The organism is Idiomarina sp. 29L, from assembly GCF_004123135.1.
Classification (GTDB): Bacteria; Pseudomonadota; Gammaproteobacteria; order Enterobacterales; family Alteromonadaceae; genus Idiomarina.
Map to the genome: position 1 here is coordinate 455,151 of NZ_SDJS01000002.1, position 22,527 is coordinate 477,677.

At 48.6% G+C, this 22,527-nt stretch carries 22 protein-coding genes; 13 read left to right on the plus strand and 9 right to left on the minus strand.

Translation table 11 applies throughout. The features are described 5' to 3' along the window. Positions 1 to 3: 3 nt before the first annotated feature. The 3 genes from EST55_RS05815 to EST55_RS05825 all read right to left on the minus strand — a co-directional run bounded on the left by EST55_RS05815 (position 4) and on the right by EST55_RS05825 (position 2,447). On the minus strand, positions 4 to 870 hold the full coding sequence (locus tag EST55_RS05815) for a putative metalloprotease CJM1_0395 family protein (protein WP_240665257.1): 867 nt from the start codon (positions 868 to 870) through the stop codon (positions 4 to 6). A gap of 19 nt (positions 871 to 889) precedes the next feature. Then, positions 890 to 1,201 (minus strand): hypothetical protein, encoded by a 312-nt coding sequence (locus EST55_RS05820; RefSeq protein ID WP_129496801.1) that lies wholly within the window; start codon positions 1,199 to 1,201, stop codon positions 890 to 892. Positions 1,202 to 1,307: 106 nt separating this feature from the next. Then, complete coding sequence (locus EST55_RS05825; protein ID WP_129496802.1) at positions 1,308 to 2,447, minus strand: fatty acid desaturase; 1,140 nt, start codon at positions 2,445 to 2,447, stop codon at positions 1,308 to 1,310. 152 nt (positions 2,448 to 2,599) lie between these two features. Here EST55_RS05825 and fabR point away from each other — a divergent pair, with 152 nt between their 5' ends. The 3 genes from fabR to EST55_RS05840 all read left to right on the plus strand — a co-directional run bounded on the left by fabR (position 2,600) and on the right by EST55_RS05840 (position 6,027). After that, the gene (gene fabR / locus EST55_RS05830; RefSeq protein WP_088769082.1) at positions 2,600 to 3,211 is read left to right on the plus strand and encodes an HTH-type transcriptional repressor FabR; all 612 of its coding nucleotides are present in this window, start codon (positions 2,600 to 2,602) and stop codon (positions 3,209 to 3,211) included. 31 nt (positions 3,212 to 3,242) lie between these two features. Further along, a complete protein-coding gene (locus EST55_RS05835; RefSeq protein WP_129496803.1) occupies positions 3,243 to 5,261 on the plus strand; it encodes a S9 family peptidase in 2,019 nt (672 codons plus the stop codon). A 184-nt stretch (positions 5,262 to 5,445) separates the two neighbouring features. Beyond that, complete coding sequence (locus EST55_RS05840; protein WP_129496804.1) at positions 5,446 to 6,027, plus strand: hypothetical protein; 582 nt, start codon at positions 5,446 to 5,448, stop codon at positions 6,025 to 6,027. A gap of 89 nt (positions 6,028 to 6,116) precedes the next feature. Here EST55_RS05840 and EST55_RS05845 read toward each other — a convergent pair whose 3' ends face one another. The 3 genes from EST55_RS05845 to pckA form a co-directional block, all read right to left on the minus strand. Next, positions 6,117 to 7,310, minus strand: a complete 1,194-nt coding sequence (locus tag EST55_RS05845; RefSeq protein ID WP_129497014.1) for an ABC transporter permease — start codon at positions 7,308 to 7,310, stop codon at positions 6,117 to 6,119. Beyond that, positions 7,310 to 8,233, minus strand: coding sequence for an ATP-binding cassette domain-containing protein (locus EST55_RS05850; protein ID WP_129496805.1), 924 nt, complete (start codon positions 8,231 to 8,233; stop codon positions 7,310 to 7,312). Before EST55_RS05850 ends, EST55_RS05845 begins: the two co-directional genes overlap by 1 nt. A gap of 96 nt (positions 8,234 to 8,329) precedes the next feature. After that, positions 8,330 to 9,931 carry a phosphoenolpyruvate carboxykinase (ATP) gene (gene pckA / locus EST55_RS05855; RefSeq protein WP_129496806.1) on the minus strand — a complete coding sequence of 534 codons (1,602 nt, stop codon included), beginning with the start codon at positions 9,929 to 9,931 and terminating at the stop codon, positions 8,330 to 8,332. 210 nt (positions 9,932 to 10,141) lie between these two features. On the opposite strand from pckA, the gene EST55_RS05860 reads away from it, so the two are divergent. Further along, positions 10,142 to 11,461, plus strand: a complete 1,320-nt coding sequence (locus EST55_RS05860; protein WP_129496807.1) for a sodium-dependent transporter — start codon at positions 10,142 to 10,144, stop codon at positions 11,459 to 11,461. A gap of 17 nt (positions 11,462 to 11,478) precedes the next feature. Here EST55_RS05860 and coaD read toward each other — a convergent pair whose 3' ends face one another. Further along, positions 11,479 to 11,976 (minus strand): pantetheine-phosphate adenylyltransferase, encoded by a 498-nt coding sequence (gene coaD / locus EST55_RS05865; RefSeq protein WP_088769089.1) that lies wholly within the window; start codon positions 11,974 to 11,976, stop codon positions 11,479 to 11,481. A gap of 157 nt (positions 11,977 to 12,133) precedes the next feature. Between coaD and EST55_RS05870 the strand changes: the two genes are divergently transcribed. The 4 genes from EST55_RS05870 to EST55_RS05885 are packed head-to-tail and all read left to right on the plus strand — an operon-like array spanning position 12,134 to position 15,552. Further along, entirely contained in the window at positions 12,134 to 13,324 is a 1,191-nt protein-coding gene (locus EST55_RS05870; protein ID WP_058576628.1) for a glycine C-acetyltransferase, read from the plus strand. An 11-nt stretch (positions 13,325 to 13,335) separates the two neighbouring features. After that, positions 13,336 to 14,361 carry an L-threonine 3-dehydrogenase gene (gene tdh, locus EST55_RS05875; RefSeq protein ID WP_053953175.1) on the plus strand — a complete coding sequence of 342 codons (1,026 nt, stop codon included), beginning with the start codon at positions 13,336 to 13,338 and terminating at the stop codon, positions 14,359 to 14,361. 36 nt (positions 14,362 to 14,397) lie between these two features. Then, positions 14,398 to 14,703: a thiosulfate sulfurtransferase GlpE gene (gene glpE, locus EST55_RS05880; protein ID WP_129497015.1), complete on the plus strand. Its 306-nt coding sequence runs from the start codon at positions 14,398 to 14,400 to the stop codon at positions 14,701 to 14,703. Positions 14,704 to 14,706: 3 nt separating this feature from the next. After that, the gene (locus EST55_RS05885; RefSeq protein WP_129496808.1) at positions 14,707 to 15,552 is read left to right on the plus strand and encodes a rhomboid family intramembrane serine protease; all 846 of its coding nucleotides are present in this window, start codon (positions 14,707 to 14,709) and stop codon (positions 15,550 to 15,552) included. Here EST55_RS05885 and EST55_RS05890 read toward each other — a convergent pair. Next, a complete protein-coding gene (locus EST55_RS05890; protein ID WP_088769095.1) occupies positions 15,546 to 15,944 on the minus strand; it encodes a flagellar basal body-associated protein FliL in 399 nt (132 codons plus the stop codon). The two genes, EST55_RS05885 and EST55_RS05890, sit on opposite strands and share 7 nt — an antisense overlap. Before the next feature lie 76 nt (positions 15,945 to 16,020). On the opposite strand from EST55_RS05890, the gene EST55_RS05895 reads away from it, so the two are divergent. Both EST55_RS05895 and ubiA read left to right on the plus strand, forming a co-directional pair. Further along, positions 16,021 to 16,605 carry a chorismate lyase gene (locus tag EST55_RS05895; protein ID WP_129496809.1) on the plus strand — a complete coding sequence of 195 codons (585 nt, stop codon included), beginning with the start codon at positions 16,021 to 16,023 and terminating at the stop codon, positions 16,603 to 16,605. After that, entirely contained in the window at positions 16,602 to 17,459 is an 858-nt protein-coding gene (gene ubiA, locus EST55_RS05900; protein WP_129496810.1) for a 4-hydroxybenzoate octaprenyltransferase, read from the plus strand. The genes EST55_RS05895 and ubiA overlap by 4 nt, the downstream gene beginning before the upstream one ends. Positions 17,460 to 17,473: 14 nt before the next feature. On the opposite strand, the gene plsB is transcribed toward ubiA, so the two are convergent. Beyond that, complete coding sequence (gene plsB / locus EST55_RS05905) at positions 17,474 to 19,927, minus strand: glycerol-3-phosphate 1-O-acyltransferase PlsB (protein ID WP_129496811.1); 2,454 nt, start codon at positions 19,925 to 19,927, stop codon at positions 17,474 to 17,476. Between the two features lie 132 nt (positions 19,928 to 20,059). Here plsB and lexA point away from each other — a divergent pair, with 132 nt between their 5' ends. The 3 genes from lexA (at position 20,060) to coxB (ending at position 22,526) form a co-directional block, all read left to right on the plus strand. Beyond that, positions 20,060 to 20,677 (plus strand): transcriptional repressor LexA, encoded by a 618-nt coding sequence (lexA, locus tag EST55_RS05910; protein WP_088769100.1) that lies wholly within the window; start codon positions 20,060 to 20,062, stop codon positions 20,675 to 20,677. Continuing rightward, on the plus strand, positions 20,674 to 21,105 hold the full coding sequence (locus tag EST55_RS05915; RefSeq protein WP_129496812.1) for an SOS-response cell division inhibitor: 432 nt from the start codon (positions 20,674 to 20,676) through the stop codon (positions 21,103 to 21,105). Before lexA ends, EST55_RS05915 begins: the two co-directional genes overlap by 4 nt. 299 nt (positions 21,106 to 21,404) lie before the next feature. Further along, positions 21,405 to 22,526, plus strand: a complete 1,122-nt coding sequence (coxB, locus tag EST55_RS05920; RefSeq protein WP_129497016.1) for a cytochrome c oxidase subunit II — start codon at positions 21,405 to 21,407, stop codon at positions 22,524 to 22,526. Position 22,527: the final 1 nt, after the last annotated feature.

The following is a 22,527-nucleotide window of genomic DNA, read 5'->3' on the forward strand; positions in this document are numbered from 1 at the left end:
GGATTAAGCAGTAGCGCTGAATGAGTCCACGGATGGACGAACTTTATTGTCGTAGAAAGAAGCAACCATAGCGCCGCGCTCTGGCGCAGATAGGGTTTTCTTGCCTTGCTCAGCCGGTGCTGCAGCGTCAGGTGATTCACTGTTCGAAGCTTCGCCTTCACCTTCTAAGCTTTTCTTAAAGGGTGCGTTAATGCTGATATCAGGCGATTGCTCGCCCTCTTCATCTTGCACTTGCTGTTTTGCCAACTCTGCACGAGCTTGCGTGGCTTTATTAGCAGCATCCGCAGCAATGGAACGGTCGGCAGCAGACGGCTGAGCCGGTGCTAACGCCGCTCGACGTACCACCTGCATTTTCTGAATGGTTGCTTGAGGGTCGCCCTGAACCGGACTAACGTCAATTTGAACCTCACCGCCAACAGCATAAGACTTACCATCGGGACCACGTTCGTATTCGTAAGAAGGTGAACCGGCGTACTGTCCGCCCACAGCCGCATGCGCTTGTTCATGCACGCGCACTTCCTGATCACGGCTTTTTAGCTCATCAACTTTTTCGAGCTCTTGCTCATCCAGTTGTTGACCGTTCGGTTTCTTTTCTTCAGTTGCGTCAGCTTTTTCTTCGCCTTTCGCTTCTTCAGACTCAGCCCCCTTTGATTCAGCACCTTTAGCCTCACCCTCGGCTGAGTCTTTGCCTTTTTTGGCAACTTTACCGTTAGGAGAATAAGTGGGAGCTGCGCTATCGGCGCTGTTGTTCTGCTTTTCAGTTGCGGTAGGTTCACTGACCAACGCTTTCGCGGCATTGTCCGTCTGCATCGACTCCATGGGAGGAGCCGATGTAACAGGAATAGCCGGTAGCGCTGTGGTGATATTCATGACTAGAACATTCAGCTACTTAAGCACTGGTATCAATAAGAGTGCCCAACATTTCGTCAGCGGTTTCCACTGTCCGAGTGTTGGCTTCAAAGTTGGTCTGCCCTTCGTTTAGCGACACCAGAGAATCAGTTATACTGGCGGCATTGACGCTTTGCGCCGTTTCACTCGCCGTTTCCGTTGCAGCCTGACCACCATTCACATTGGCGTTGTCTTGCTGCTGAACGTCGTTACGACCCGCCGCAGAGGCAATTTCCTGGCTCGCTTCAGACACTTGCTGGTTTGCACGTTGCATACCCTGAAGGCCCGAATTCATTGCTGCACCAATTTCCATACTCACCTCACTTGCACAAAAACACAATTGTGCTGACTTCGAAGAATTTACCCTCCAGTATTGATTATATTTTGTTCATTTTCAAGTGCTGAAGGGCTAAATTCTATTACGCGTGCTGCTGAATTTGGTTCAATAAGGCTTTCCAATGACGCTTCTGCTCAGCAAGAGATTCACGCATGTCATCAACCTGCTTTTTCAGTGCATCAATGTCATGGTTTAAGTGCTCTTTTATGTCCTGAGCTTTAGAGTCCAACAGCTTTTTGCGTGCTTTGTAGTATTCACGTAACTGCGTACCCAGCTGTTCGTAATGCTCGTGCGCTTTTTCGAACAATGACTCTGGTGCGCTCATGGCTTTCTTACGAGCGACTTTTAACTGCATTTGCAACTTCGCGCGCTCGACCTGATACGGCGAGCTGCGTTTAAGGTTACGCGCTAAACCGAACCAACTACTGGCACGAATAAGCCATTTGGTCGGGTCAAACTGCCACCAACGAATGCCGTTACGATAGTCACTGGCAAAAATGTGGTGATAGTTATGATAACCCTCCCCGAAGGTCATAAACGCCAGCACGCCATTGTCGCGCGCGGTGTTTTTGTCGGTATAAGGCTGCTTGCCCCAAATATGCGCCAGCGAGTTAATAAAGAACGTGGTGTGATGGTTCAGCACCAGGCGCAATACGCCAATAACCAATAAGCCAGCCCAAACATCGCCCAGCATAAAGCCGGCGGCAATTGGCCAACCGAAGTTTACGAACAGCGTCAGCGGCAGGTAATACTTGTGCTGCCACATAACGATAGGATCTTTCTGTAAATCTTTGACATTGTCGTAGTCGGAATAACGACTCGCCTGATACTCGCGCAGCATCCAGCCAATATGCGAATACCAAAAGCCGCGTTTTGCTGAGTACGGGTCTTTGTCGTTGTCATCAACGTGCGTGTGATGCACACGGTGATCAGACGACCAGTGCAAAGCACTGTTTTGCAGCGCTACAGCGCCGCCAATAGCAAATAAAAAGCGCAATACCGGATTGGCGTCGTACGTACGGTGCGCCCACAAACGATGGTAGCCCGCGGTAATGGAAATACCCGCAAAACACGCGGTACCAAACATAACCCACCAAAATTCTGCGCCAATGCCGACGGTGAACGCGTATAAAGGAGCACCAATGGCGGCTATAGCGAATGTAATGGAGAACACGAGGGTGTTAAGCCAAATAAGAGGGGGTTTTTCAAAATTCTTTTGCATGTATATAACCTAAAACAATCAAAAAAGTCAGGTGACAAAACAGCGTACACCTGTTCGCTGAATGTACGGGTTTTGCGTTCAAATTACAAGCGGAAAATGTGTAAAGACCTGTGTTACTATTCATTCAGTAACAGCGAAGGATGGCAACAAATATGGCTGGGGTTCGAGCAAAACAGAAAGAAAAGACGCGCCGCGCACTAATAAATGCGGCGATGAATCAGCTCAGTGCTGAGGCGGGCTTTTCCAGCTTAAGCTTGCGTGAAGTGGCGCGTGAGGCAGGCATTGCGCCAACCTCTTTTTACCGGCACTTCCGCGACATGGATGAGTTAGGACTTACTTTGGTTGATGAGTGTGGTTTAGCGCTGCGTCAATTATTGCGCCAGGCACGTCAACGCATAGAAACTGGCGGCTCTATTATCCGGGTATCGGTAGAAACCTTTATGCAGTTTGTGGCGGAAAACACCGCTATATTCAGGCTGCTACTGCAGGAACGCTCAGGTCGTTCGCGCAGCTTTCGCTTAGCGGTTGTGCGTGAAATTGAGCATTTTAAAGCCGAGCTGGAAGAGTATTTAGTGAATGAGCAGTCGTTTACCCGTGAGTTAGCCGAATTACAGTCGGACACCATTGCCAAAATTGTATTCAGTGCCGGTGCTGACTGTTTCGACGTAAACGAAGAAGAGCGCGAGCGCATTACAGAAACAACGATAGCGCAAGTGCGCTTAGTTGCGCGTGGCGCCGAAGCAACAAAACGGTTTATGAAATAAAATTAATAATAGAACAACAACGGAGACAACTATGCTTTTACGTGTAGCAGGGGGTATTGCGTTAGCGGCTTGGGCGGTCGATGCCGACGCTCGTGAAATGACGCTAATGGATACCGTAACAACAGAAGCGGTGCGCATGGCGGACTTGTCGCCAACGGGCGAGTTCACGGCAGTTATCCGGTCCATTCCACGTACGCCTTATGAAGACGATGACGGCTCAGACTACAGTGAGTTAGTACTTATTAACTCAGCAGGCGAGGAAACTTCTTACCTCAGTAAAACTGAAAAGTTCGGCCGAGTCAGTTTTGGTCCACAAGGTGAGTACTTGTACTTCACTGCGAAAGAAGACGGCGACGACTACCAGGAGCTGTACCGCATGCCAGTTAAAGGCGGTGGTGTGCAGTCGGTGTTTGAGTTCGATGGCAATATTGGCAGCTACGACTTGAGCGAAGACGGGACACAGTTAGTGTTCTTGTCATCTGGCCCGAAAGACAGCGACAAAGAGAAGCTGTCGAAAAAGGGCTTTAAAGCCGAAGTGTATGAAGAAGATTTAACCTACACCCAAGTTTATCACGTCGTTTTAGGTCAGGAAGACGCTGAAGCGAAAGCCGTAACGCCGGATGATCAGCAAGTTTATTCTGTGGCATTCCACCCGAACAACGAACAGCTTTTAGTTCGCACGGCACCGACCCCGCTTATTGACGATGCGTACATGAGTAGCCAGTACCAGCTGATTGGTTTAGATGGCGAAGTGGCGGCTACTTATGAGTCTGAAGGCAAGTTGGGTCGTGCTGAGTTCTCGCCGGACGGTCGCTACTTAGCCATGATTCGCGCGGCAGACTATAACGATCCGTCGGCGGGTTCTTTGTTTGTTTACGACACTCGCGAACAAGAGCATCGCAACGTATTGCCGAACTACAAAGGCTCGGTAAAAGACTTTACCTGGCGCACCGGTGAAGAGTTAGTCTGGTTGGGACACCGTGGCACTGAGTCAGAAGTTCAGGCGTTAACGCTGAAATTCCTGGAAAGCCGCATTTTGGTTGAGCCTGGTGAAGCCATTGTGACCAGCATTGACGGCGAAGCGGGCAAATCTGAGTTTGTATTAACCGCACACCGCCCTTCTCACCCAAGCGAAGCTTTTAAATACGCCAACGGTGGGTTGGAGCGCTTAACAGACTCAAACCCTTGGTTGTCAGAGATTGATATGCCGCGTCAGGAAACCATTACCTATGAAGCGCGCGATGGTTTAGAGCTGGAAGGCATTTTGGTTTACCCACTGGGATACGAAGAAGGTAAAAGCTACCCAACCGTTATGGTCATTCATGGTGGTCCGGAGTCGCATTACAGCAATGGCTGGTTAGATCGCTATGCGTCGCCGGTTAAGCATGCCGCATCTAAAGGCTATGCGCTGTTCTTCCCGAACTACCGTGGCAGCACCGGACGTGGCGTTGAGTTCTCAAAGCTTGGCCAGAATGACTACGCGGGTAAAGAGTTCGACGACATTGTTGATGCCAAAGAGCACTTAGTGGCCATGGGCATTGCTGATGAGTCTCGCGTGGGTATTACCGGCGGTTCTTACGGTGGTTACGCTTCGGCCTGGGGCGCAACGGCGCAGACTGAGCACTTTGCCGCCAGCGTAATGTTTGTCGGTATTAGCAATAACTTGTCAAAATTCGGTACTACCGATATCCCTAAAGAAATGCACGCCGTTCACGCACGTAGCTACCCGTGGGACAAGTGGCAATGGTACTTAGAACGCAGCCCTATTTTCCATGCAGAGAAAGCGCGCACGCCAATTCTGATTATGCACGGTAAAGAAGACACGCGCGTACATCCGTCACAGTCGATGGAGCTGTACCGTTACCTGAAAACTCACGGTAACGTGCCAGTACGCTTGGTGTTCTACCCGGGCGAAGGCCATGGTAACCGTAAAGTGGCTGCACAGTTAGACTACAGCATGCGTTTCATGCGTTGGATGGATACGTTCTTAATGGAGAAATCAGAAGAGAAGCCTCCGTTTGAACTGCCACACGCAGAGCAACTGAAGTAAAAAGTTAGGCCTGAGCTTCCTCAGGCCTCTCCCTCCCCCAAAAGATTCGCTTCTCTATCATTCTTTTAATTATACTGAAAAGTTACTAAATGTTGACTTTTTAGAAACTTTGTATAGATTTTAATCGAATTTTAACATTTAAGACCGCAAGATTAATTAAACTAATATTTGTTTCGGAGGGAAAGTGAAAACACTACTTCTATCAACGATCTTTTTAATTTCCGCTCTTTTATCATTTGATGCTTTCCCCGGTAACGATAAAGAAGGGCTTACCGCTGTCGAAGTATCATTTGATATTAATATTAAAGGAGATGAATTCAGTGATTTAAAAGCAATTCCTGTATTGGGTCATCCAATGACATTATACATAACCCATCCCAATAGCATGGAAGATTATAAAATAGAGATTCTAGTCAGTGAACTGACACATCAAGGAAAGCAGATTCCCAAGCTATATCTGAAAGCTTATAAAAAAGAGAAGGATAGTTGGGATAACATCGATTCCATTGAAACGATGCAGGGTTATAACTCAAGCTCTAGCTTTTCAATTGGAAGTGATAGTGATGATGTGCTATCAGGTAAAACGACTATTTCTACTTACGACAAGGAAATTAAGGCGAATAGCATAGAAGAATGCTCATCAACGAATATGCTATCAACACAATCATGTTGCAGTATTCCCTGTCAGGACGGGAGTCCGAATAAATTGAAATGCTGTGGAGGAGTTGGTTGTTGCGGCTGTGGCATTTGCTGCCAAATTCCCTAAGATAATGGTCTTTATTCTTTAAAAACTTCACATCGTCGTTCTAAATTGAGAGGGTCTGGAACCTTGATAAGGTACCCAGACCTTATTCTCTAACCTTTTATGGCCTGCCAAATTTCCTTCCAGCCCGGTTCTTTCCCGTAATACTGAATACCCATGGCAAATAGCCGCCCAGCAACACTACGCATCCAGTAAACAAAGGCGCCCAGTAGCGCTAAACTCAGCAACCACTCCCATACTGCAACATCTGTTTGCAGTAAACGAGCAGGCATCATTGCGAATGAACTGACCGGAATAATGCTCATCACCGTTGCGATAGTGGAGTCTGGCTCGCCAATTACACTGAAGCTTAAAAACACCGGTAACAGCGGAACTAGCATTACGGTACTGCGGGAGGAGTGATTCGGGTCATCAATGGTTGCCGAAAAGCCAGCCAGCATCGCATTGATTAACACTGTTCCCAGCACCACAAATATAATACTGAGCAGAGTCGCTCCCACGCCCCAGTCCAGACCCGAACCACCGTCTTCTGAAAAAGCGGCAATCACCATACTCACGCCAAGAATCATAAGCCCAATAAAGGTCATTGATTTAATACTGTGCAGCGTAATACCTATAATTTTTCCATCCATCCACTGGGTGGGCGTCACTATCGTCAGTAATTGTTCCGTCACACGTTGCTGCTTTTCGGCAGTAATCGACATCATCATCAATCCAAAGCCGGTGAAAACGCCCACCATGATGACCATCAGTAACATAGTAGCGGAAGCGTCGCTGGCATCGTCTATCGACGCGTCTTCGCTTTCTTCAATAGCGAAGGTTATGTCCGGTTTCTCATCAATAACTGTGCGCTCTTCCGGCGTCAGTTTCAGTTGCTGAATACGAAGAGTCTGCAACTGCTCTTGCAGCTCCCTGCGTAAATCCTGCTGCCAGCTTTGTGACTTTTTCACCCACACCTTAGCGGTTAACTCGGGTGTAATCACAATCAAGGTATCTAAGTCTTCTGGTAGCTGCGTTTGCCACTTTTCCATTTCCATGGTGCCGGCTCTTCGAAGGATTAAGTCTTTTGGTGCTTTGAATTCCCACGCCTGAGGCTTGCCCTCCTGATAGAAAATAGCGCCCTGATATTGGTCGGAAAAAACTTGGGTAATAGCGCCCCAACCAGCACTCACGGCAAAGATCAGCACTAAAAGCGCAACTGAGAACAGCTCCTGCTTCCACTTAAAAAAGCGTTTGAACTCCCACCAGGCAATGGCTTTCAGCTGTTGTAAGTAACTAACTTTCATCACTGCACCTCCCCAGTTTGCTTACGTATTGTGTTCAGGTACAAGTCATGTAACCCTGGCTGGATAGGTGCAAAAGCCTTTATCGACACCTGCTGTGCTAGCTCTGGCCACAACTGCTCAATATCGGTATCCTTATTAAACGTCAGTTCAACCTGCTCGTCGTTTACTTTACGAACCGACTCTACTTGCTCAACTGCTTCCCAGCTTTCCATTGCAAGTTGAGCGTTGGTGGTCACCCGGTAAACCGGCTCGGGTAGCAAGGTATCACGAATTTCCTGAAGGCTTCCCTGTGCAACGGCACGACCTTTATCCATTAACAGCATAGTGTCAGCTAAACGTTCTACCAATGCCATCTGGTGCGCACTCAGCACTACGGTTTTGCCGCGCTCGCGCAGCTCAGTCAGTACCGTCAGCACGTGTTCCTGATTCACCGGATCCAGGCCTGAAAATGGCTCGTCCAGAATCACCAGCTGTGGGTCATGCAGTAAAGTGGCTATAAGTTGCACTTTTTGCTGATTGCCTTTGGACATCTGACGCAACGGCTCGTCTTTACGATCCGTCAGCTCAAACCGTGCTAGCCAGCTGTCAATGTCGCCACGTATGTCGCTCAGCTTCAATCCGCGCAGACCGGCAATGTAATTCAGGTTATCGAGAATCGAACGATCCTGATACAAACCTCGGTCTTCGGGTAAATAAGCGAAGTCATGATAAGTCAGCTCTATGGTTTGTCCGTTAGTCTCAACCACAATTTCCCCTTCGTCGGGGTGCGTCAGGCCAACCAGCATACGAACTAAAGAAGATTTGCCCGCACCGTTGGGGCCAAGCAGAGCTTGAATTTTTCCGGGCTGAATATCGAGTGATATTGCATCTACCGCCGTAACCGTGCGATAGCGCTTAGTGACATGATTAACTGAAAGGCGCATGTTGTTTTTCTGTTAATTTTAAAGAGCACCTATCTTAGAAACACAAAGGGCCCGTAACAAGTGTTACGAGCCCTTTAATTTGTTTCAAACTGTGACTTACAGCTTAGGACCAGCTGCCACTAAGGCTTTACCGTTTTCGGTGTCGGTAAACTTCTCGAAGTTGGCCACGAAACGTTCCGCTAAGTCTTTCGCACGAACGTCCCACTCGCCATCGTCTTCATAGGTTTTACGCGGGTCTAAAATGCTGCTGTCTTCAACGCCAGCTAACTGAGTTGGCATAGCCAAGTTAAAGTAAGGCAATTCAACAAACTCAGCGTCTTCAATAGAACCATCTAAAATAGAGTCGATGATAGCGCGGGTCGCTTTAATAGAAATACGCTTGCCAGTACCGTTCCAACCAGTGTTAACCAGGTAGGCTTCTGCGCCAGCTGCTTCCATACGTTTTACCAGTACTTCCGCATACTGAGTTGGATGCAGGCTTAAGAATGCTGCACCAAAACAGCTTGAGAAGGTCGGAGTTGGTTCAGTCACACCGCGCTCAGTACCCGCCAGTTTCGCGGTAAAGCCAGACAGGAAGTGGTACTGCGCCTGCTCTTTAGTCAGCTTAGAGACCGGCGGTAATACGCCAAACGCATCTGCCGTCAGGAAGATAACCTTTTTCGCATGACCCGCTTTAGACACTGGCTTAACAATGTTGTCGATGTGGTAAATCGGGTAAGAAACACGAGTGTTCTCAGTTTTCGAGTTGTCATCAAAGTCGACAATACCGTTTTCATCGACCGCAACATTTTCTAATAAAGCGTCGCGACGAATCGCGTTGTAAATATCCGGTTCCGCTTCTTTCGACAGGTTGATGGTTTTCGCATAACAACCGCCTTCAAAGTTGAAGACACCGTCGTCGTCCCAACCGTGCTCGTCGTCACCAATCAGTGCGCGTTTCGGATCAGTCGACAACGTGGTTTTGCCAGTACCTGACAAGCCAAAGAAAATAGCAACGTCGCCTTCTTTACCCACGTTTGCTGAACAGTGCATTGACGCAATTCCTTTTAGCGGCAGGAAGTAGTTCATCATTGAGAACATACCCTTCTTCATTTCGCCGCCGTACCAGGTGCCGCCAATTAACTGGATTTTCTCCGTTAAGTTAAATGCCACGAAGTTTTCAGAGTTCAGCTCTTGTTCTTGCCACTTCGGGTTAATGCATTTCGCACCGTTCATGACCACGAAATCTGGCTCGAAGGTTTCCAGCTCTTCTTCGCTTGGACGAATGAACATGTTTTTCACGAAATGTGCCTGCCATGCCACTTCAGTAATGAAGCGAACCGCTAAGCGTGTGTCTTCGTTAGCACCGCAATAGGTGTCGACCACAAACAAGCGTTTGTTCGACAGCTGCTCAGTGACTAAGCCTTTCAGTTCTTTCCAGGTTTCAGTCGACAAGGGTTTGTTGTCGTTCTTACCCTGGTCAGCCCACCAAACGGTGTCACGCGTCGTATCGTCGCGAACAATGTATTTGTCTTTTGGTGAACGGCCGGTGAATATTCCGGTATCAACAGCAACCGCTCCTAAGTCCGTCACCGTGCCTTTTTCGTAACCCTGCAGGTCATCGCGAGTTTCTTCTTCAAACAGCAGGTCGTAGGACGGGTTGTGGACGATTTCTTCGACATCGGTGATGCCGTAGCGGCTCAGATCCAGATTTGGCATGACGTAAGGCTCCTGAGATTACGGTCTTGTACGTTAACGTTTAGGTCAGCTGCGCTTACTTGAAACGTCCTGTTCAGTAATTGGGCAACTGGCTGAAATTCAGGGCGCGAATAGTAACCCGATTGACTAAAAAAAGATAGGGCAAAATTTTCTCAGTTCGTTAGAATGCCCGCCTGACTTAAGTAGGGGCAGTAAGCTTTTTGGACATTTATGCGTGATTCATTTCATAGCCGCATTGGCTTTATTTTAGCGGCCGCGGGTTCTGCCGTCGGACTCGGCAACATTTGGGGCTTTCCGACGCAAGTCGCCAACCATGGTGGTGGCGCTTTTTTACTCGTGTACCTGTGCGTCATTTTTATTCTGGCTATTCCTGCCCTTTATAGCGAACTGCTCATAGGTCACAGTGCACAAGCTAACCCGGTTAAGTCACTGACTCAGCTTTCCGGAGGAAAGGCTCGTCCTGTCGGCAAGCTAATGGGCTATTTGAACGTACTGGGCTCGTGCTTAATGCTGAGCTTTTATCACGTCGTCGCCGGTTGGATGGTGGTTCACGCCCTCGGTTTCTTGGCTAAAGGCGTTGGCTTAGCATCCGTGTCCGAATTCCTGCTGAACAGCTCCATGCCCCGCGACTTAATCTTCACGGGGCTGTTTTTAACCGCCACAGCGTTAGTCGTCTTCCAGGGCGTGGAAAAAGGCATTGAGCGTTGGTCCAAGCGTTTAATGCCAACATTAGTGGTTCTGCTCGTCGGCCTGATTATTTACATGATGACTCTGCCCGGTGCCAGCGTCGGCTTAGAGCGTTATTTAGTGCCAGACTTCACGCAAATAACCAACACCAGCATTCTGGTTGCGGCTATGGGGCAGGCGTTCTTCTCGCTGTCGATTGGTCTGGGCGGCATGATGATTTACGGCTCGTACTTAAAGCCCGGCGCGAACTTGGGCCGTTTGAGCCTGTCAGTTGCGGCACTCGATACGTTCATCGCGTTTTTAGCTGGCTTACTGATTATTCCGGCACTTTACGCAGGTATTCATTTAGGTGTTTCCGTTGGTGAAGGGACCGAGTTGGTCGGCGAAGGACAACTCATATTTGCAGTACTGCCAGAGCTGTTCAACAGCATGGGCGTTGCCGGTCCCTTTGTCGCTTTTGCCTTCTTTAGTCTACTGAGTATTGCCGCACTAACATCGACCATTGCTCAGGCAGAAGTCCCGGTGTCTTACTGCATTGAGGAGCGCAATTTGAGCCGTCCGGTTGCTACTGCGGCATCACTGGTGCTGATTGGTGTGTTCTCACTCTTATTGATTTTATTCTTCGAGCCACTGTTTGGTTGGGTTGTCACCGCCGTCACACAGTTCCAGTTACCACTGTCAGGCTTATTCTACTTACTGGTAGTGGGTTGGTTATGGCGCCGCAGCAATCACCTAAAAGCCATTGCTGCGGGCAGTTTCGGGCTAACATTATTGCGCTGGCACATTCGTTACTTATGCCCGGTGCTCATGAGTATCGTGTTTTACCACGTCGCGTTAAGTTAGTTATTTCGGGTCAGATATTACTGACCCGGACGTTTCCCCGCGAACTTTTGCTCTAAGGCCGACGCTACTCGTGCGTCGGTAAAGCCAGATACATCTCCGCCGTGCAGCGCCACTTCCTTCACCAGCGACGACGAAATGAACGAGTTTTCCTCGGCTGGCGTTAGAAAGACGCTTTCTAAATTCGGATCCAGGCGGCGGTTCATGTTGGCCAGCTGGAATTCATACTCAAAGTCGGACACCGCACGCAACCCGCGAATAAGCACCGTTGCATCGTATTCGTGAGCAAAGTCCACCAACAGACCCGAAAAGCCGACTACGGTGACGTTATCGAGCTTTTCGGTCACCTGCTGAGCGAGTAACACCCGCTCTTCTAACGTGAATAATGGCTTTTTACTGGGGCTTTCGGCTATACCAACGACCACTTCATTGAACAGCGCCGCAGCGCGCTCAATAAGGTCTGCGTGCCCATTGGTAATAGGATCAAACGTGCCTGGGTAAATCGCTCGGCGATGCATAAACTCTCCTAAACCGACAAATTCTCGCTCAAATTTCCCTAAAGAGTACACGCAATTGGACACCAAACAAAAGTCTGAAATTGAAATTAAGGATGCGAGTTGGGGCTAACATCAGTAAACTAGAGGGTAACGAATTTTTCAAAACATGGAGTCGAACATGAGTTCAGCGTTTTACCAGCAACTGGCCGATCAACTGGCTGAAACCAAAGCCGAAGGGCTATACAAAAAAGAGCGTATCATTACCTCTGATCAAAGTTCTGAAATTACTGTTAATGACCACCGTGTGCTTAACTTCTGCGCCAATAACTACTTAGGTTTGGCGAACCACCCTGACCTTATTGCCGCAGCAAAAAAGGGTCTGGACGAGCATGGTTTTGGTACGGCTTCAGTCCGTTTTATTTGCGGTACTCAGGACATTCACAAAACGCTGGAACAAAAGCTGAGTGACTTTTTAGGCACCGAAGACACCATTTTATATTCGTCGTGCTTTGATGCGAACGGCGGCTTGTTCGAAACGCTAATGGGCCCGGAAGACGCCATTATCAGTGACGAGCTGAACCACGCCAGCATCATTGACGGCATCCGTTTAAGCAAAGCAAAACGCTACCGTTACAAAAACAACAACCTTGAAGACTTAGAAGCACAGCTTAAGCAGGCTGACGCTGACGGCGCCCGTCATAAGCTGATTGCGACCGACGGCGTGTTCTCTATGGACGGTGTTATTGCAGATTTAAAAGGCATTTGTGACTTGGCTGACAAGTACAACGCACTGGTTATGATGGACGACTGCCACGCCACTGGCTTCTTAGGCGAGAATGGTAAAGGTACACACGAATACTGTGACGTACTGGGTCGTGTTGATATTATCACGGGCACCTTAGGCAAAGCATTAGGTGGTGCGTCAGGCGGTTACACCTCCGGTAAAAAAGAAGTCATTGATTGGCTACGTCAGCGTTCACGCCCGTACCTGTTCTCTAACTCGGTAGCACCAGCCATTGTTCAGGCGTCTATTCGCGTGCTGGAAATGCTGGAAAATGGTCATGAACTGCGCGCTCAGCTGTGGGAAAACGCTCAGTATTTCCGCGAGAAGATGACCGCGGCCGGCTTTACTCTGAGCGGTGCTGATCACGCCATTATTCCAGTGATGGTTGGCGACGCGCGCTTAGCATCGGAAATGGCAGACAAACTACTGGAAGAAGATATCTACGTGATCGGATTCTCCTTCCCTGTCGTTCCTAAAGGCAAAGCTCGTATCCGCACGCAAATGTCGGCGGCTCACACACGCGAACAATTGGATCGCACCATTGAAGCCTTTACCCGCATTGGTAAAGAGCTGGGTGTGATTTAAGGAGTATTGAAATGAAAGCTTTGGCGAAACTGCATTCCAAACCCGGCATTTGGATGACCGATGTCGAGAAACCGGAATGCGGCTATAACGATATTCTGATTAAAATTAAGAAAACGGCAATTTGCGGTACCGACGTACACATTTACAAATGGGACGACTGGTCGCAAAAAACCATTCCAGTACCTATGGTGGTTGGTCACGAATACGTGGGCGAAGTGGCCGCCATGGGTGATGGCGTACGTGGCTTTGAAATTGGTGACCGCGTTTCTGGCGAAGGCCATATTACTTGCGGCCACTGCCGTAACTGCCGTGCCGGTCGCCGTCATTTATGTCGCAACACCTACGGCGTTGGCGTTAACCGCCCGGGCGCGTTTGCTGAGTATTTAGCGTTGCCCGCTGAGAACGCGTTTAAACTGCCGGACGACGTAACCGATGAAATGGCGTCTATTTTTGACCCATTCGGTAATGCCGTGCACACAGCGCTGGCATTCGACTTAGTCGGTGAAGACGTTTTAATTACCGGTGCAGGCCCCATTGGCATTATGGCGGCAGCGGTTGCTCGTCACGTTGGCGCACGCCATGTAGTTATTACCGACGTTAACGAATACCGCTTGGACTTAGCCCGTAAAATGGGTGTCACCCGTGCGGTCGATGTCAGCAAAGAAAAGCTGTCTGACGTCATGACAGAGTTGGGCATGAAAGAAGGCTTTGACGTTGGTCTGGAAATGTCAGGTGTCCCTTCAGCGTTTTCGCAAATGCTGGCGACGATGAATCACGGCGGCAAAATTGCCATGTTGGGCATTCCACCAGAAAATGTCGCTATCGACTGGAACGAAGTGATTTTCAAAGGTCTGGTCATCAAAGGCATTTACGGTCGTGAAATGTTCGAGACCTGGTACAAAATGGCCAGCTTGTTACAGTCGGGTTTAGACATTTCGCCTATCCTGACTCATGAAATGTCAGTCGACGACTTCGAAAAGGGCTTTGAAACCATGATTTCAGGTCAGTCGGGTAAAGTCATTCTGAACTGGGACTAAACGTCTATGAGTTCAAACGAACGCACCTACGAATTGATGGAGCTAAACACCGCAGCAGATCACTGGCAAGCCGGTGACGCGGTGTTTGCCGACATTCGCGACCCACAGTCTTTTGCTATGGGTCACATTCCGGGTGCGCAGCGCATCGACAACAGTAATTTGGGCGTGTTTTTGGAATCTGTCGACAAAGACGCACCCATCATCGTGGTTTGCTATCACGGCATTAGTAGTCAAGGCGCCGCGGAATATATTGCGGCCCAAGGCTTTACTAATGTCAGTAGTATGAACGGCGGCTTCACCGCCTGGTCCATGTCATACCCCGAGCACGTTAACAAGGAATAAACCATGCGCCGATTGCTGAGCAGTAAAGACCCGGAATGGATGCGAAAGCTTTACCAATATCTGCGTCAGCACGGCATACCGGTGAGTGTCACGGAAAAAGGCGAACAGCTGGAACTGTGGTTGCACCAAAGCAGCTACGAGGCGCTCGCCAAGGACTTAGTTCAACAATGTAAGGCAAACCCGGAGTTACTGGACCAGGCTCCAACACAACAGTCGTCATCGGCACAAAGCACCTCTCGCTTTTCTCGTCGCTCAGCGCCTATTTCTTTGTCGTTACTGGCACAAAGCGGCTGGCTAACCCGCGTTGTTGCTGCGCTGTCGGTGTTGATTTTCATTGTTTTAAATATGTGGCCGGAAGCAACGCTCGAAACTTTAAAAATTAGCCGGTTCTTTAACGCTCTGCCCTTTAACCAGCCCTGGCGCTTTGTCACCCCGGTCTTTATGCATTTCACACTGCTTCATATTGTGTTCAATATTTTTTGGTGGTGGTACCTGGGCGGTCGTATTGAAAAGACGCTCGGCACGTCTTGGCTGCTGGCATTGTTCTTATTCTCCGGTATTACCGCGAATGTTATTCAGTACCTCATGAATGGTCCAAACTTTGGCGGTATGTCGGGTGTGGTTTATGGTTTGCTTGGCTTCTGTTGGGTGTATAGCTTCCGCCGGGCGACACCGCTGTATCTGCCGCCGGGGCTCATTGTCTTTATGCTGCTTTGGCTGGCACTGGGTTATACCGGTGTGCTTTGGGTCAATGTGGCTAACGAAGCGCATTTAGCCGGACTGCTGTCAGGTTGTTTAGCGGGTTTTGTGGTGCGGGCGCTGAATCCCACACCTAAAATTCGTTACTGATAAATATACTTAGTGAAAATGACTTCTTTAATGACCGGGTTACCGGTTTCCTGAGTCATCAGCTCTTTGGCGCGCTCAAGGCATTTGAGTCGCAGTTGGTCGCGCCCGGTCATGGTGCGCACCTGCCGTTCTGTTGCTGTGCTCAAAATACTGATAAATTCATTTCTTAACAGCGGCGCATGATGCTCCACCACACTCACATAACTTGGGTCGGGAACCATGACTTCCACAGCCACCCGCACAAAGCCAAGGCGGTAATCATTACCTTCTTTTAAATAATTGGTTGTTATGTCAGGTTCAAAGCCGTAGTACGCAACGTCACTTTGAGCATTTGCGCCGGTACTCAGCAAGCACATTGTTAAAATTAAACCTAACGTCCGAATCAGTTTCATATAGCCACCCAGCTTTCGCTGTTCAATTGTTTCCTCTTTGCTATCATAGCGATAGAGCTTGATAACGCCAATACAAATGACAACAGAGTTATACCCAGCACCAACATTTCCTGTCAGTGAACCGCTTAAATGGCAGTCTCCTGACAAGGTCAAACTCACCCCGACACAGCATGACTGGCTGTGCTTCGAGGGCTCTTTAACTCAGCGCCTGAAGAATAATTGCGAGCATTTCGAGGTTCGTTTATTAGGGCAACAGGAAATGCTACCTCATGACGAAGAGTGCCGTCGCTTAAAGCAGAGTCAGCCGGCAGTGGTGCGCGAGGTGCTGCTATACTGTGACAATAAACCCTGGGTATTTGCTCGCAGTATTTTCGCGAAAAGCGCTGAAAACAACGAGCAGTTGCAACTTTCGGAACTGGGTAACCGTTCACTGGGCGACTCGTTATTTCAACGAGACGACTTAACCTCAGGACCGATTGAAATAGCGACTGTGACGGAGTCCCATGTTATAGGCAAACTGAACCAGCAGTGGTTTAACCATTCGAAACCCTTATTAGGTCGCCGCCGAATATTCTCGACCGCAGGGGAGCAACTGTTAGTCAGCGAGATATTTTTAACGTCGTCACCCATTTATGAAGGTTCGCTAGAGGTAACAAAGTGATAGCACAAAAACTTCAGGCATTTTGGCAGTTAATGCGGGCTGACCGCCCTATCGGAACTTATTTGTTGGCGTGGCCAACAATATGGGCGTTGCTTATTGCCGGAACCGGTAATCCGCCATTGAAAATTGTGGTGATATTTCTGCTGGGTACCTTTGTTATGCGTTCCGCCGGCTGCGTAATCAATGACTTTGCTGATCGTAACTTCGACGGTCATGTCAGACGAACTAAACAGCGCCCCATTCCAGCGGGGAAAATATCCGCAACGGAAGCGATTATTGGCTTCTTTATTTTGCTCGCTATCGCTTTTGGGTTAGTGCTTCAGCTCAATACCAATACCGTTATGCTGAGTTTCCTCGCGGCCGGCGTTGCAGCGTTATACCCGTTCTGCAAACGCTGGACGCATTTGCCGCAGGTGGTGTTAGGCGTTGCTTTTAGTTTCGGCATACTCATGGCATTTACGGCGCTTGAATCGAACGAATGGTTTATCGCCGCACTGCTGTTTATTGCCAATATCATCTGGACCGTCGCTTACGACACCGAATACGCTATGGCCGACCGAGAAGACGACTTGAAAATTGGTCTGCAAAGTACGGCTATTTTATTTGGCCGCTTCGACAAGTTGATTATTGCCTTACTGCAGTTGGTGGTCATCGGTTTATTGGCATGGGTGCTTTATATACTTACCGCTGACTGGATAGCCTGGACAGCGCTTGGCGTAAGTGTCCTATTGTTTATGTATCAGCAGTGGATGATACGCCACCGCGAACCAATGAAATGCTTCCAGGCCTTTTTGCACAACCACTACGTCGGTATGGTTTTCGCTATAGGCCTGGCATTACATTACTGGTACTAAGTTTAAACGAAACGCTATTCACTCGGCTGATTGACGAACTGCTGCACCGATTGTCTGATGGTTTGCAGAACAGGTCCGTCAATCAGTTCATCGACTTGGTCGCTTAGCGCGCCAACGGGCTCTGCAGCAATTTGTTGACCATCGTCGTCGATCTCAACAAGCCCCTGCTGCTTCAAGCTGGCAATGAGTGTCGCCATGACTTTCTTATCATAAAATTCCGGCGCGTCGATGCCATGAATGGCGCTCAATCGCTCTGCCAGAGTAATGGACTGTTTCTCAAGCTCTGCTCGCATTATTGGTTGTGCCTGTTGTAAAAGTTCTAGCACAATACAATAACGCTGCAGGGTTTCACTGGCACTGTTCGCCAGCAGACGCAGGCGGTACCATTCGGCGCTTTCGCGCTTTGCAATGACGCAGTCGCTGCCGTCACGGGTGATTAACTGCTGACGAGCCAGCTCTTCACATAGCGCTTCCACCCATAACGGAATATCATCCTTTGAATGGCTCAGGTAAAGCTCTGCTTTCAACATAGGGTAAATAGCTTGCGTTCGCTCAACGATTTCACCAACGGACACACGCTTTTTCGCCATAATAATAGAGGCAACCATGCCTGGCACCACCATCATGTGCAGTATGTTGTTACGATAGTACGTCATGGCTATAGCCGACATACGTTCAAGCGAAATAACTTCGCCCATAGTGTCCGATTCAACTTTAAATTTGTCGGTGCGCAAGGCCTGTTGCCATAACTCTTCCGACGTCTCTTTAGGCACACTGATGTCTTTACTGTACGGCACTTCTTTCAACACGCCCAAATACACATCCAACTGCGCTAAAAGCTCTTCTTTGGTCAAGGCATGGTGTTCGGAGCTGAGTAATGCCAAAGCGGTTAAGTTCACGCTGTTTGCCGCTGCCGAATCATTAATACCCTGCATCACACGTTCGGCCAACCCATTGACCACTGGCGTTAACCAGTTCGGTCTTAATGGCTCCTCGGCGCCCCGGGTCACTGACTTATGCCAGTCCGGCGCGTTGCAATCGAGCGTGTGCTTCAAGTCGATAGGCTGGCCAAAGGTGACAAAGCCCTGACCGAAATTACGTAGCTTGGTAATCGTTTTCAGAATTTGGAAAACCGATTCCTTTTCTTTGTCCTTACCTTTGAGCTCTTTCAGGTAAGTAGCGACTTCCATAATGTGTTCATAGCCCAGGTAAACTGGGACTAGCGATACCGGACGTTGCTGGTCGCGCAGCATTCCTTGCACAGTCATCGCCAGCATGCCAGTTTTCGGTGGCAGTAAGCGGCCTGTTCGTGAGCGTCCACCTTCGCTAAAGTATTCGACGGGGTAACCTTTTTGGAATAGCCAGCACAAGTACTCACGGAATACGGCAGAATAAAGCTTGTTGCCGCGGAAGCTGCGGCGTATAAAGAATGCGCCACCACGGCGGAAGATACCGCCAACCGGGAAGAAATTCAGATTAACACCGGCGGCGATGTGCGGTGGTACCAGGCCTTCTTTATAAATGACATAACTCAGTAGTAAGTAGTCCATGTGACTACGGTGGCACGGCACATAAATAATTTCGTGCCCTTGTTGGGCCAAACGACGTATGCGCTCCCCGCCTTTTACATGGATCCCGTTATAAATGCGATTCCACATCCAGGTCATAAAGCGGTCCAGCAGGCGTACCAGCGTTGAGCTGTAATTGGCGGCAATTTCATCGATGTAAGAAAGTGCTTTCTTGCGAGCCTCTTCTTCACTTATTTTCTTACCTTTCGCTTCGTCTGCCACGGCCTTTTTAAGCGCTGGTGTGTTAATTAACTGCGCCATGAGCTCTTTGCGATGACTCAACTTCGGTCCGGCAACCGCATGGCGCATACGAACAAAGTGAACGCGGGCAACACGCGCCAATTTATGGGCTATGCGCATATCAGCGCCGTAGTCATGCGCCATTTTTCCAAGACTGACACTACGTGATAAACGCAGTAACACATGACGACCTGAGAAGAGTACCAACCAGAATTTACGAAGCGCCCCCGGATTGTCGAGGTCGCCTGTCATGGCTTTACCGGCTGTCGCTTCCTGACCCGCCTGACGTCCCCAGAACACACCGGCAGGTATCAGCTGCAAATCGAGCTTAGTATCGTCTTTATGCAGCTTTAATAATTGATGAAATTCCTTCACGGCCTCTTCAGAAGTTTCATTGGCAAACTCTTCCAGGTACATGACCCGACTGTATTCCTTGCCATTCACTTCAAGTGGCTCGAGCGGATCAGGCAGGCCGCGCTTTTTCGCCGCACGCTGCAATATGGAAAGATCCGCTGAAGATGTCGAGCGCATAACGTAAGCCACCGGCTTTTGTACCGTGCTGTTGTGATCGGTTTCATCGCCGTCCCAAATTTCTTCGAACCGTGTTAGCCAGCGTAATGGATACTTCAACACCGCATAAAAAGGGCTTTTTTTGCTCATACATCGACCTCTGTTTTAAACAGAGCTATAGGATACCAACTTAAAAAATAAAAGTCGTTGATGAAATGACTTGCGAAATGAAAATACCTGTATATACTCACAGTATCACTGTACATAAACACAGGTTCGAATATGCGCCCTTTAACACCGAGACAGTCTGAAATATTAGAGCTGATTAAAGACAACCTGCACGCGACCGGTATGCCACCAACGCGCGCGGAAATCGCGTCGAAGCTTGGCTTTCGTTCTGCCAACGCAGCAGAAGAGCATTTAAAGGCATTGGCGCGTAAAGGTGTTATCGAAATTATGCCGGGCATGTCGCGTGGTATTCGGTTAGTTGGTGACGACTTTGATATCGCTGAAGGGCTGCCACTGATTGGTCAGGTCGCTGCCGGTGAGCCATTGCTGGCTGAACAGCATGTTGAAGGGCATTACAAAGTCGACGAATCATTATTCCAGCCTGCCGCCAGCTTTTTACTAAAAGTAAACGGCATGAGCATGAGAGACATCGGCATTCTCGACGGCGATCTACTCGCTGTGCATAAAACGGAGCAAGCGAGAAACGGCCAAGTCATTGTTGCTCGGGTAGAAGACGAAGTGACGGTAAAGCGCTTTGAGCGCAAAGGACGCACTGTCTTATTACATCCGGAAAACCCAGATTTCTCCACCATCACCGTAGACTTAGCGTCACAAGTATTCGCTATTGAAGGTCTGGCGGTTGGTGTTATCAGAAACGGAGCTGCATTATGAAGACTCAACAAAACACGAAATTACACCACCCTGGTTTGTGGAAAGCTGCACCTACGGATATTAAATTTGAGCCGGAAGCTCATACGGAATCGACAGAATCGGACGCATTATCACCCGCTGTTCAAAATGCTTTACAACAAAAGCCAAGTGAGTGGGTCACTGTTATCGGTGGGGACAAAAATGTCATTGCTGAACTTATTGAATCAGGCGTTGCGGAGCACCAAATTCGTTGGTTACGCAGCCATTCTGCGGAGCGTTGCGAATGGGCATTAGAGCAAGCATTGCTGGCCGGAAACAGCAGCATGGTTATTGCCTACCTTGACTCTGTGTCAAGCCGCACTTGGCAGCGCGCCAAAATGGCCAGTAAGTTAAGTCACACTCAATACTTCCTGTTTGATAAAAACACACTAACATCCCACCTCCACTAAATCCTCGTTAGTGTGTTTCTTCCTTGATAGGCTGCTTCGGCAGCCTTTTTTTAACAGATCCGCTCATTTATTAACCATTTGTTTGATTTGATCTGGATCTTTCTTTGTAAATTAGTTAATAAATGTACTACCCGACTATAAAAATATTATAACAACGATAATTATAACAAAGAGTCTGTGGAGAAAGTGATTTCTGGGGAGATGCTGTTCCTTTTTCTGCTTACCTCTTTGTTCTTCGAATTTTGATCGGAATTAGTCTTTCGGTCTCATTGAAGAATAAGAGGAGAAGTCACGTGAAAATGAAGCCTCTGTGGGCACTATTGGCTATGTTGAGCTTACCTGCTAGCGCGGAAAATCAACTCAACCTGACCAAAGGTGTTACCGAAGTCAGTAACCGAGTTTACGACCTGCACATGACGATATTTTATATCTGTTGTGCTATTGGTGTGGTTGTGTTCGGTTTAATGTTCATTTCGATGATTCGCCATCGCAAATCGAAAAACCCCAAACCAGCGAATTTCCACGAGAACGTAAAAGTTGAAATTGCCTGGACCATTATTCCACTCCTTATTCTTGTAGGTATGGCTATTCCGGCAACGACAACACTTATTGCTATGGAAGACACCTCAGAAGCCGATGTCACCATCCAGGTAACAGGTTCTCAGTGGAAGTGGCACTACAAGTATTTCGAGAATGACGTTGAGTTTTTCAGCCGCTTAGCGACACAGCAAGAGCAGATCAATAATAAGTTCACTAAAAGCGAAAACTACCTTCTGGAAGTTGATCGTCCATTGGTTATTCCTACCGACAGAAAAGTTCGTTTCCTAGTGACTTCGGACGACGTTATTCATAGTTGGTGGGTACCTGACTTTGCCGTTAAAAAGGACGCTAATCCTGGCTTTATTAACGAGACTTGGACCAAAGTCGATGAACCCGGGATTTATCGCGGCCAGTGCGCTGAGCTTTGTGGTAAAGATCACGGTTTCATGCCGGTTGTGGTTATTGCAAAAGAGCCGGCCGAATACGAAAAATGGATAACCGACATTGAAGCTAAACAAGAGGCCGCTCGTCAGCGAGAACAAGAGCTACTCTCTATGGAAATGTCGAAAGAAGAGCTCATGGATTTGGGTGAAAAAGTATATAACAGTACCTGTGCAGCTTGTCACCAACCTAACGGTCAAGGTGTTAACGGTGTATTCCCTGCACTCGCGGGAAGTGGCGTTGCCGTTGACCCTGAAGCGAAATCAAAACACATCGACATTGTTGTTAATGGTGTATCCGGAACGGCCATGCAGGCATTCGGACAACAGTTAAGCATGCAAGAGCTCGCCGCGGTTATCACCTACGAGCGTAATGCCTGGGGTAACGACACCGGCGACCTGGTACAGGCAGCCGATATCAACGAAGTCATGAATCAATAAG

What these genes read in the sequence shown, in the direction of transcription:
- EST55_RS05815 (WP_240665257.1), bottom strand. Translation starts at nt 870, where the DNA reads ATGAATATCACCACAGCGCTACCGGCTATTCCTGTTACATCGGCTCCT.
- EST55_RS05820 (WP_129496801.1), bottom strand. Translation starts at nt 1,201, where the DNA reads ATGGAAATTGGTGCAGCAATGAATTCGGGCCTTCAGGGTATGCAACGT.
- EST55_RS05825 (WP_129496802.1), bottom strand. Translation starts at nt 2,447, where the DNA reads ATGCAAAAGAATTTTGAAAAACCCCCTCTTATTTGGCTTAACACCCTC.
- fabR (WP_088769082.1), top strand. Translation starts at nt 2,600, where the DNA reads ATGGCTGGGGTTCGAGCAAAACAGAAAGAAAAGACGCGCCGCGCACTA.
- EST55_RS05835 (WP_129496803.1), top strand. Translation starts at nt 3,243, where the DNA reads ATGCTTTTACGTGTAGCAGGGGGTATTGCGTTAGCGGCTTGGGCGGTC.
- EST55_RS05845 (WP_129497014.1), bottom strand. Translation starts at nt 7,310, where the DNA reads ATGAAAGTTAGTTACTTACAACAGCTGAAAGCCATTGCCTGGTGGGAG.
- EST55_RS05850 (WP_129496805.1), bottom strand. Translation starts at nt 8,233, where the DNA reads ATGCGCCTTTCAGTTAATCATGTCACTAAGCGCTATCGCACGGTTACG.
- pckA (WP_129496806.1), bottom strand. Translation starts at nt 9,931, where the DNA reads ATGCCAAATCTGGATCTGAGCCGCTACGGCATCACCGATGTCGAAGAA.
- EST55_RS05860 (WP_129496807.1), top strand. Translation starts at nt 10,142, where the DNA reads ATGCGTGATTCATTTCATAGCCGCATTGGCTTTATTTTAGCGGCCGCG.
- coaD (WP_088769089.1), bottom strand. Translation starts at nt 11,976, where the DNA reads ATGCATCGCCGAGCGATTTACCCAGGCACGTTTGATCCTATTACCAAT.
- EST55_RS05870 (WP_058576628.1), top strand. Translation starts at nt 12,134, where the DNA reads ATGAGTTCAGCGTTTTACCAGCAACTGGCCGATCAACTGGCTGAAACC.
- tdh (WP_053953175.1), top strand. Translation starts at nt 13,336, where the DNA reads ATGAAAGCTTTGGCGAAACTGCATTCCAAACCCGGCATTTGGATGACC.
- glpE (WP_129497015.1), top strand. Translation starts at nt 14,398, where the DNA reads ATGGAGCTAAACACCGCAGCAGATCACTGGCAAGCCGGTGACGCGGTG.
- EST55_RS05885 (WP_129496808.1), top strand. Translation starts at nt 14,707, where the DNA reads ATGCGCCGATTGCTGAGCAGTAAAGACCCGGAATGGATGCGAAAGCTT.
- EST55_RS05890 (WP_088769095.1), bottom strand. Translation starts at nt 15,944, where the DNA reads ATGAAACTGATTCGGACGTTAGGTTTAATTTTAACAATGTGCTTGCTG.
- EST55_RS05895 (WP_129496809.1), top strand. Translation starts at nt 16,021, where the DNA reads ATGACAACAGAGTTATACCCAGCACCAACATTTCCTGTCAGTGAACCG.
- plsB (WP_129496811.1), bottom strand. Translation starts at nt 19,927, where the DNA reads ATGAGCAAAAAAAGCCCTTTTTATGCGGTGTTGAAGTATCCATTACGC.
- lexA (WP_088769100.1), top strand. Translation starts at nt 20,060, where the DNA reads ATGCGCCCTTTAACACCGAGACAGTCTGAAATATTAGAGCTGATTAAA.
- EST55_RS05915 (WP_129496812.1), top strand. Translation starts at nt 20,674, where the DNA reads ATGAAGACTCAACAAAACACGAAATTACACCACCCTGGTTTGTGGAAA.
- coxB (WP_129497016.1), top strand. Translation starts at nt 21,405, where the DNA reads ATGAAGCCTCTGTGGGCACTATTGGCTATGTTGAGCTTACCTGCTAGC.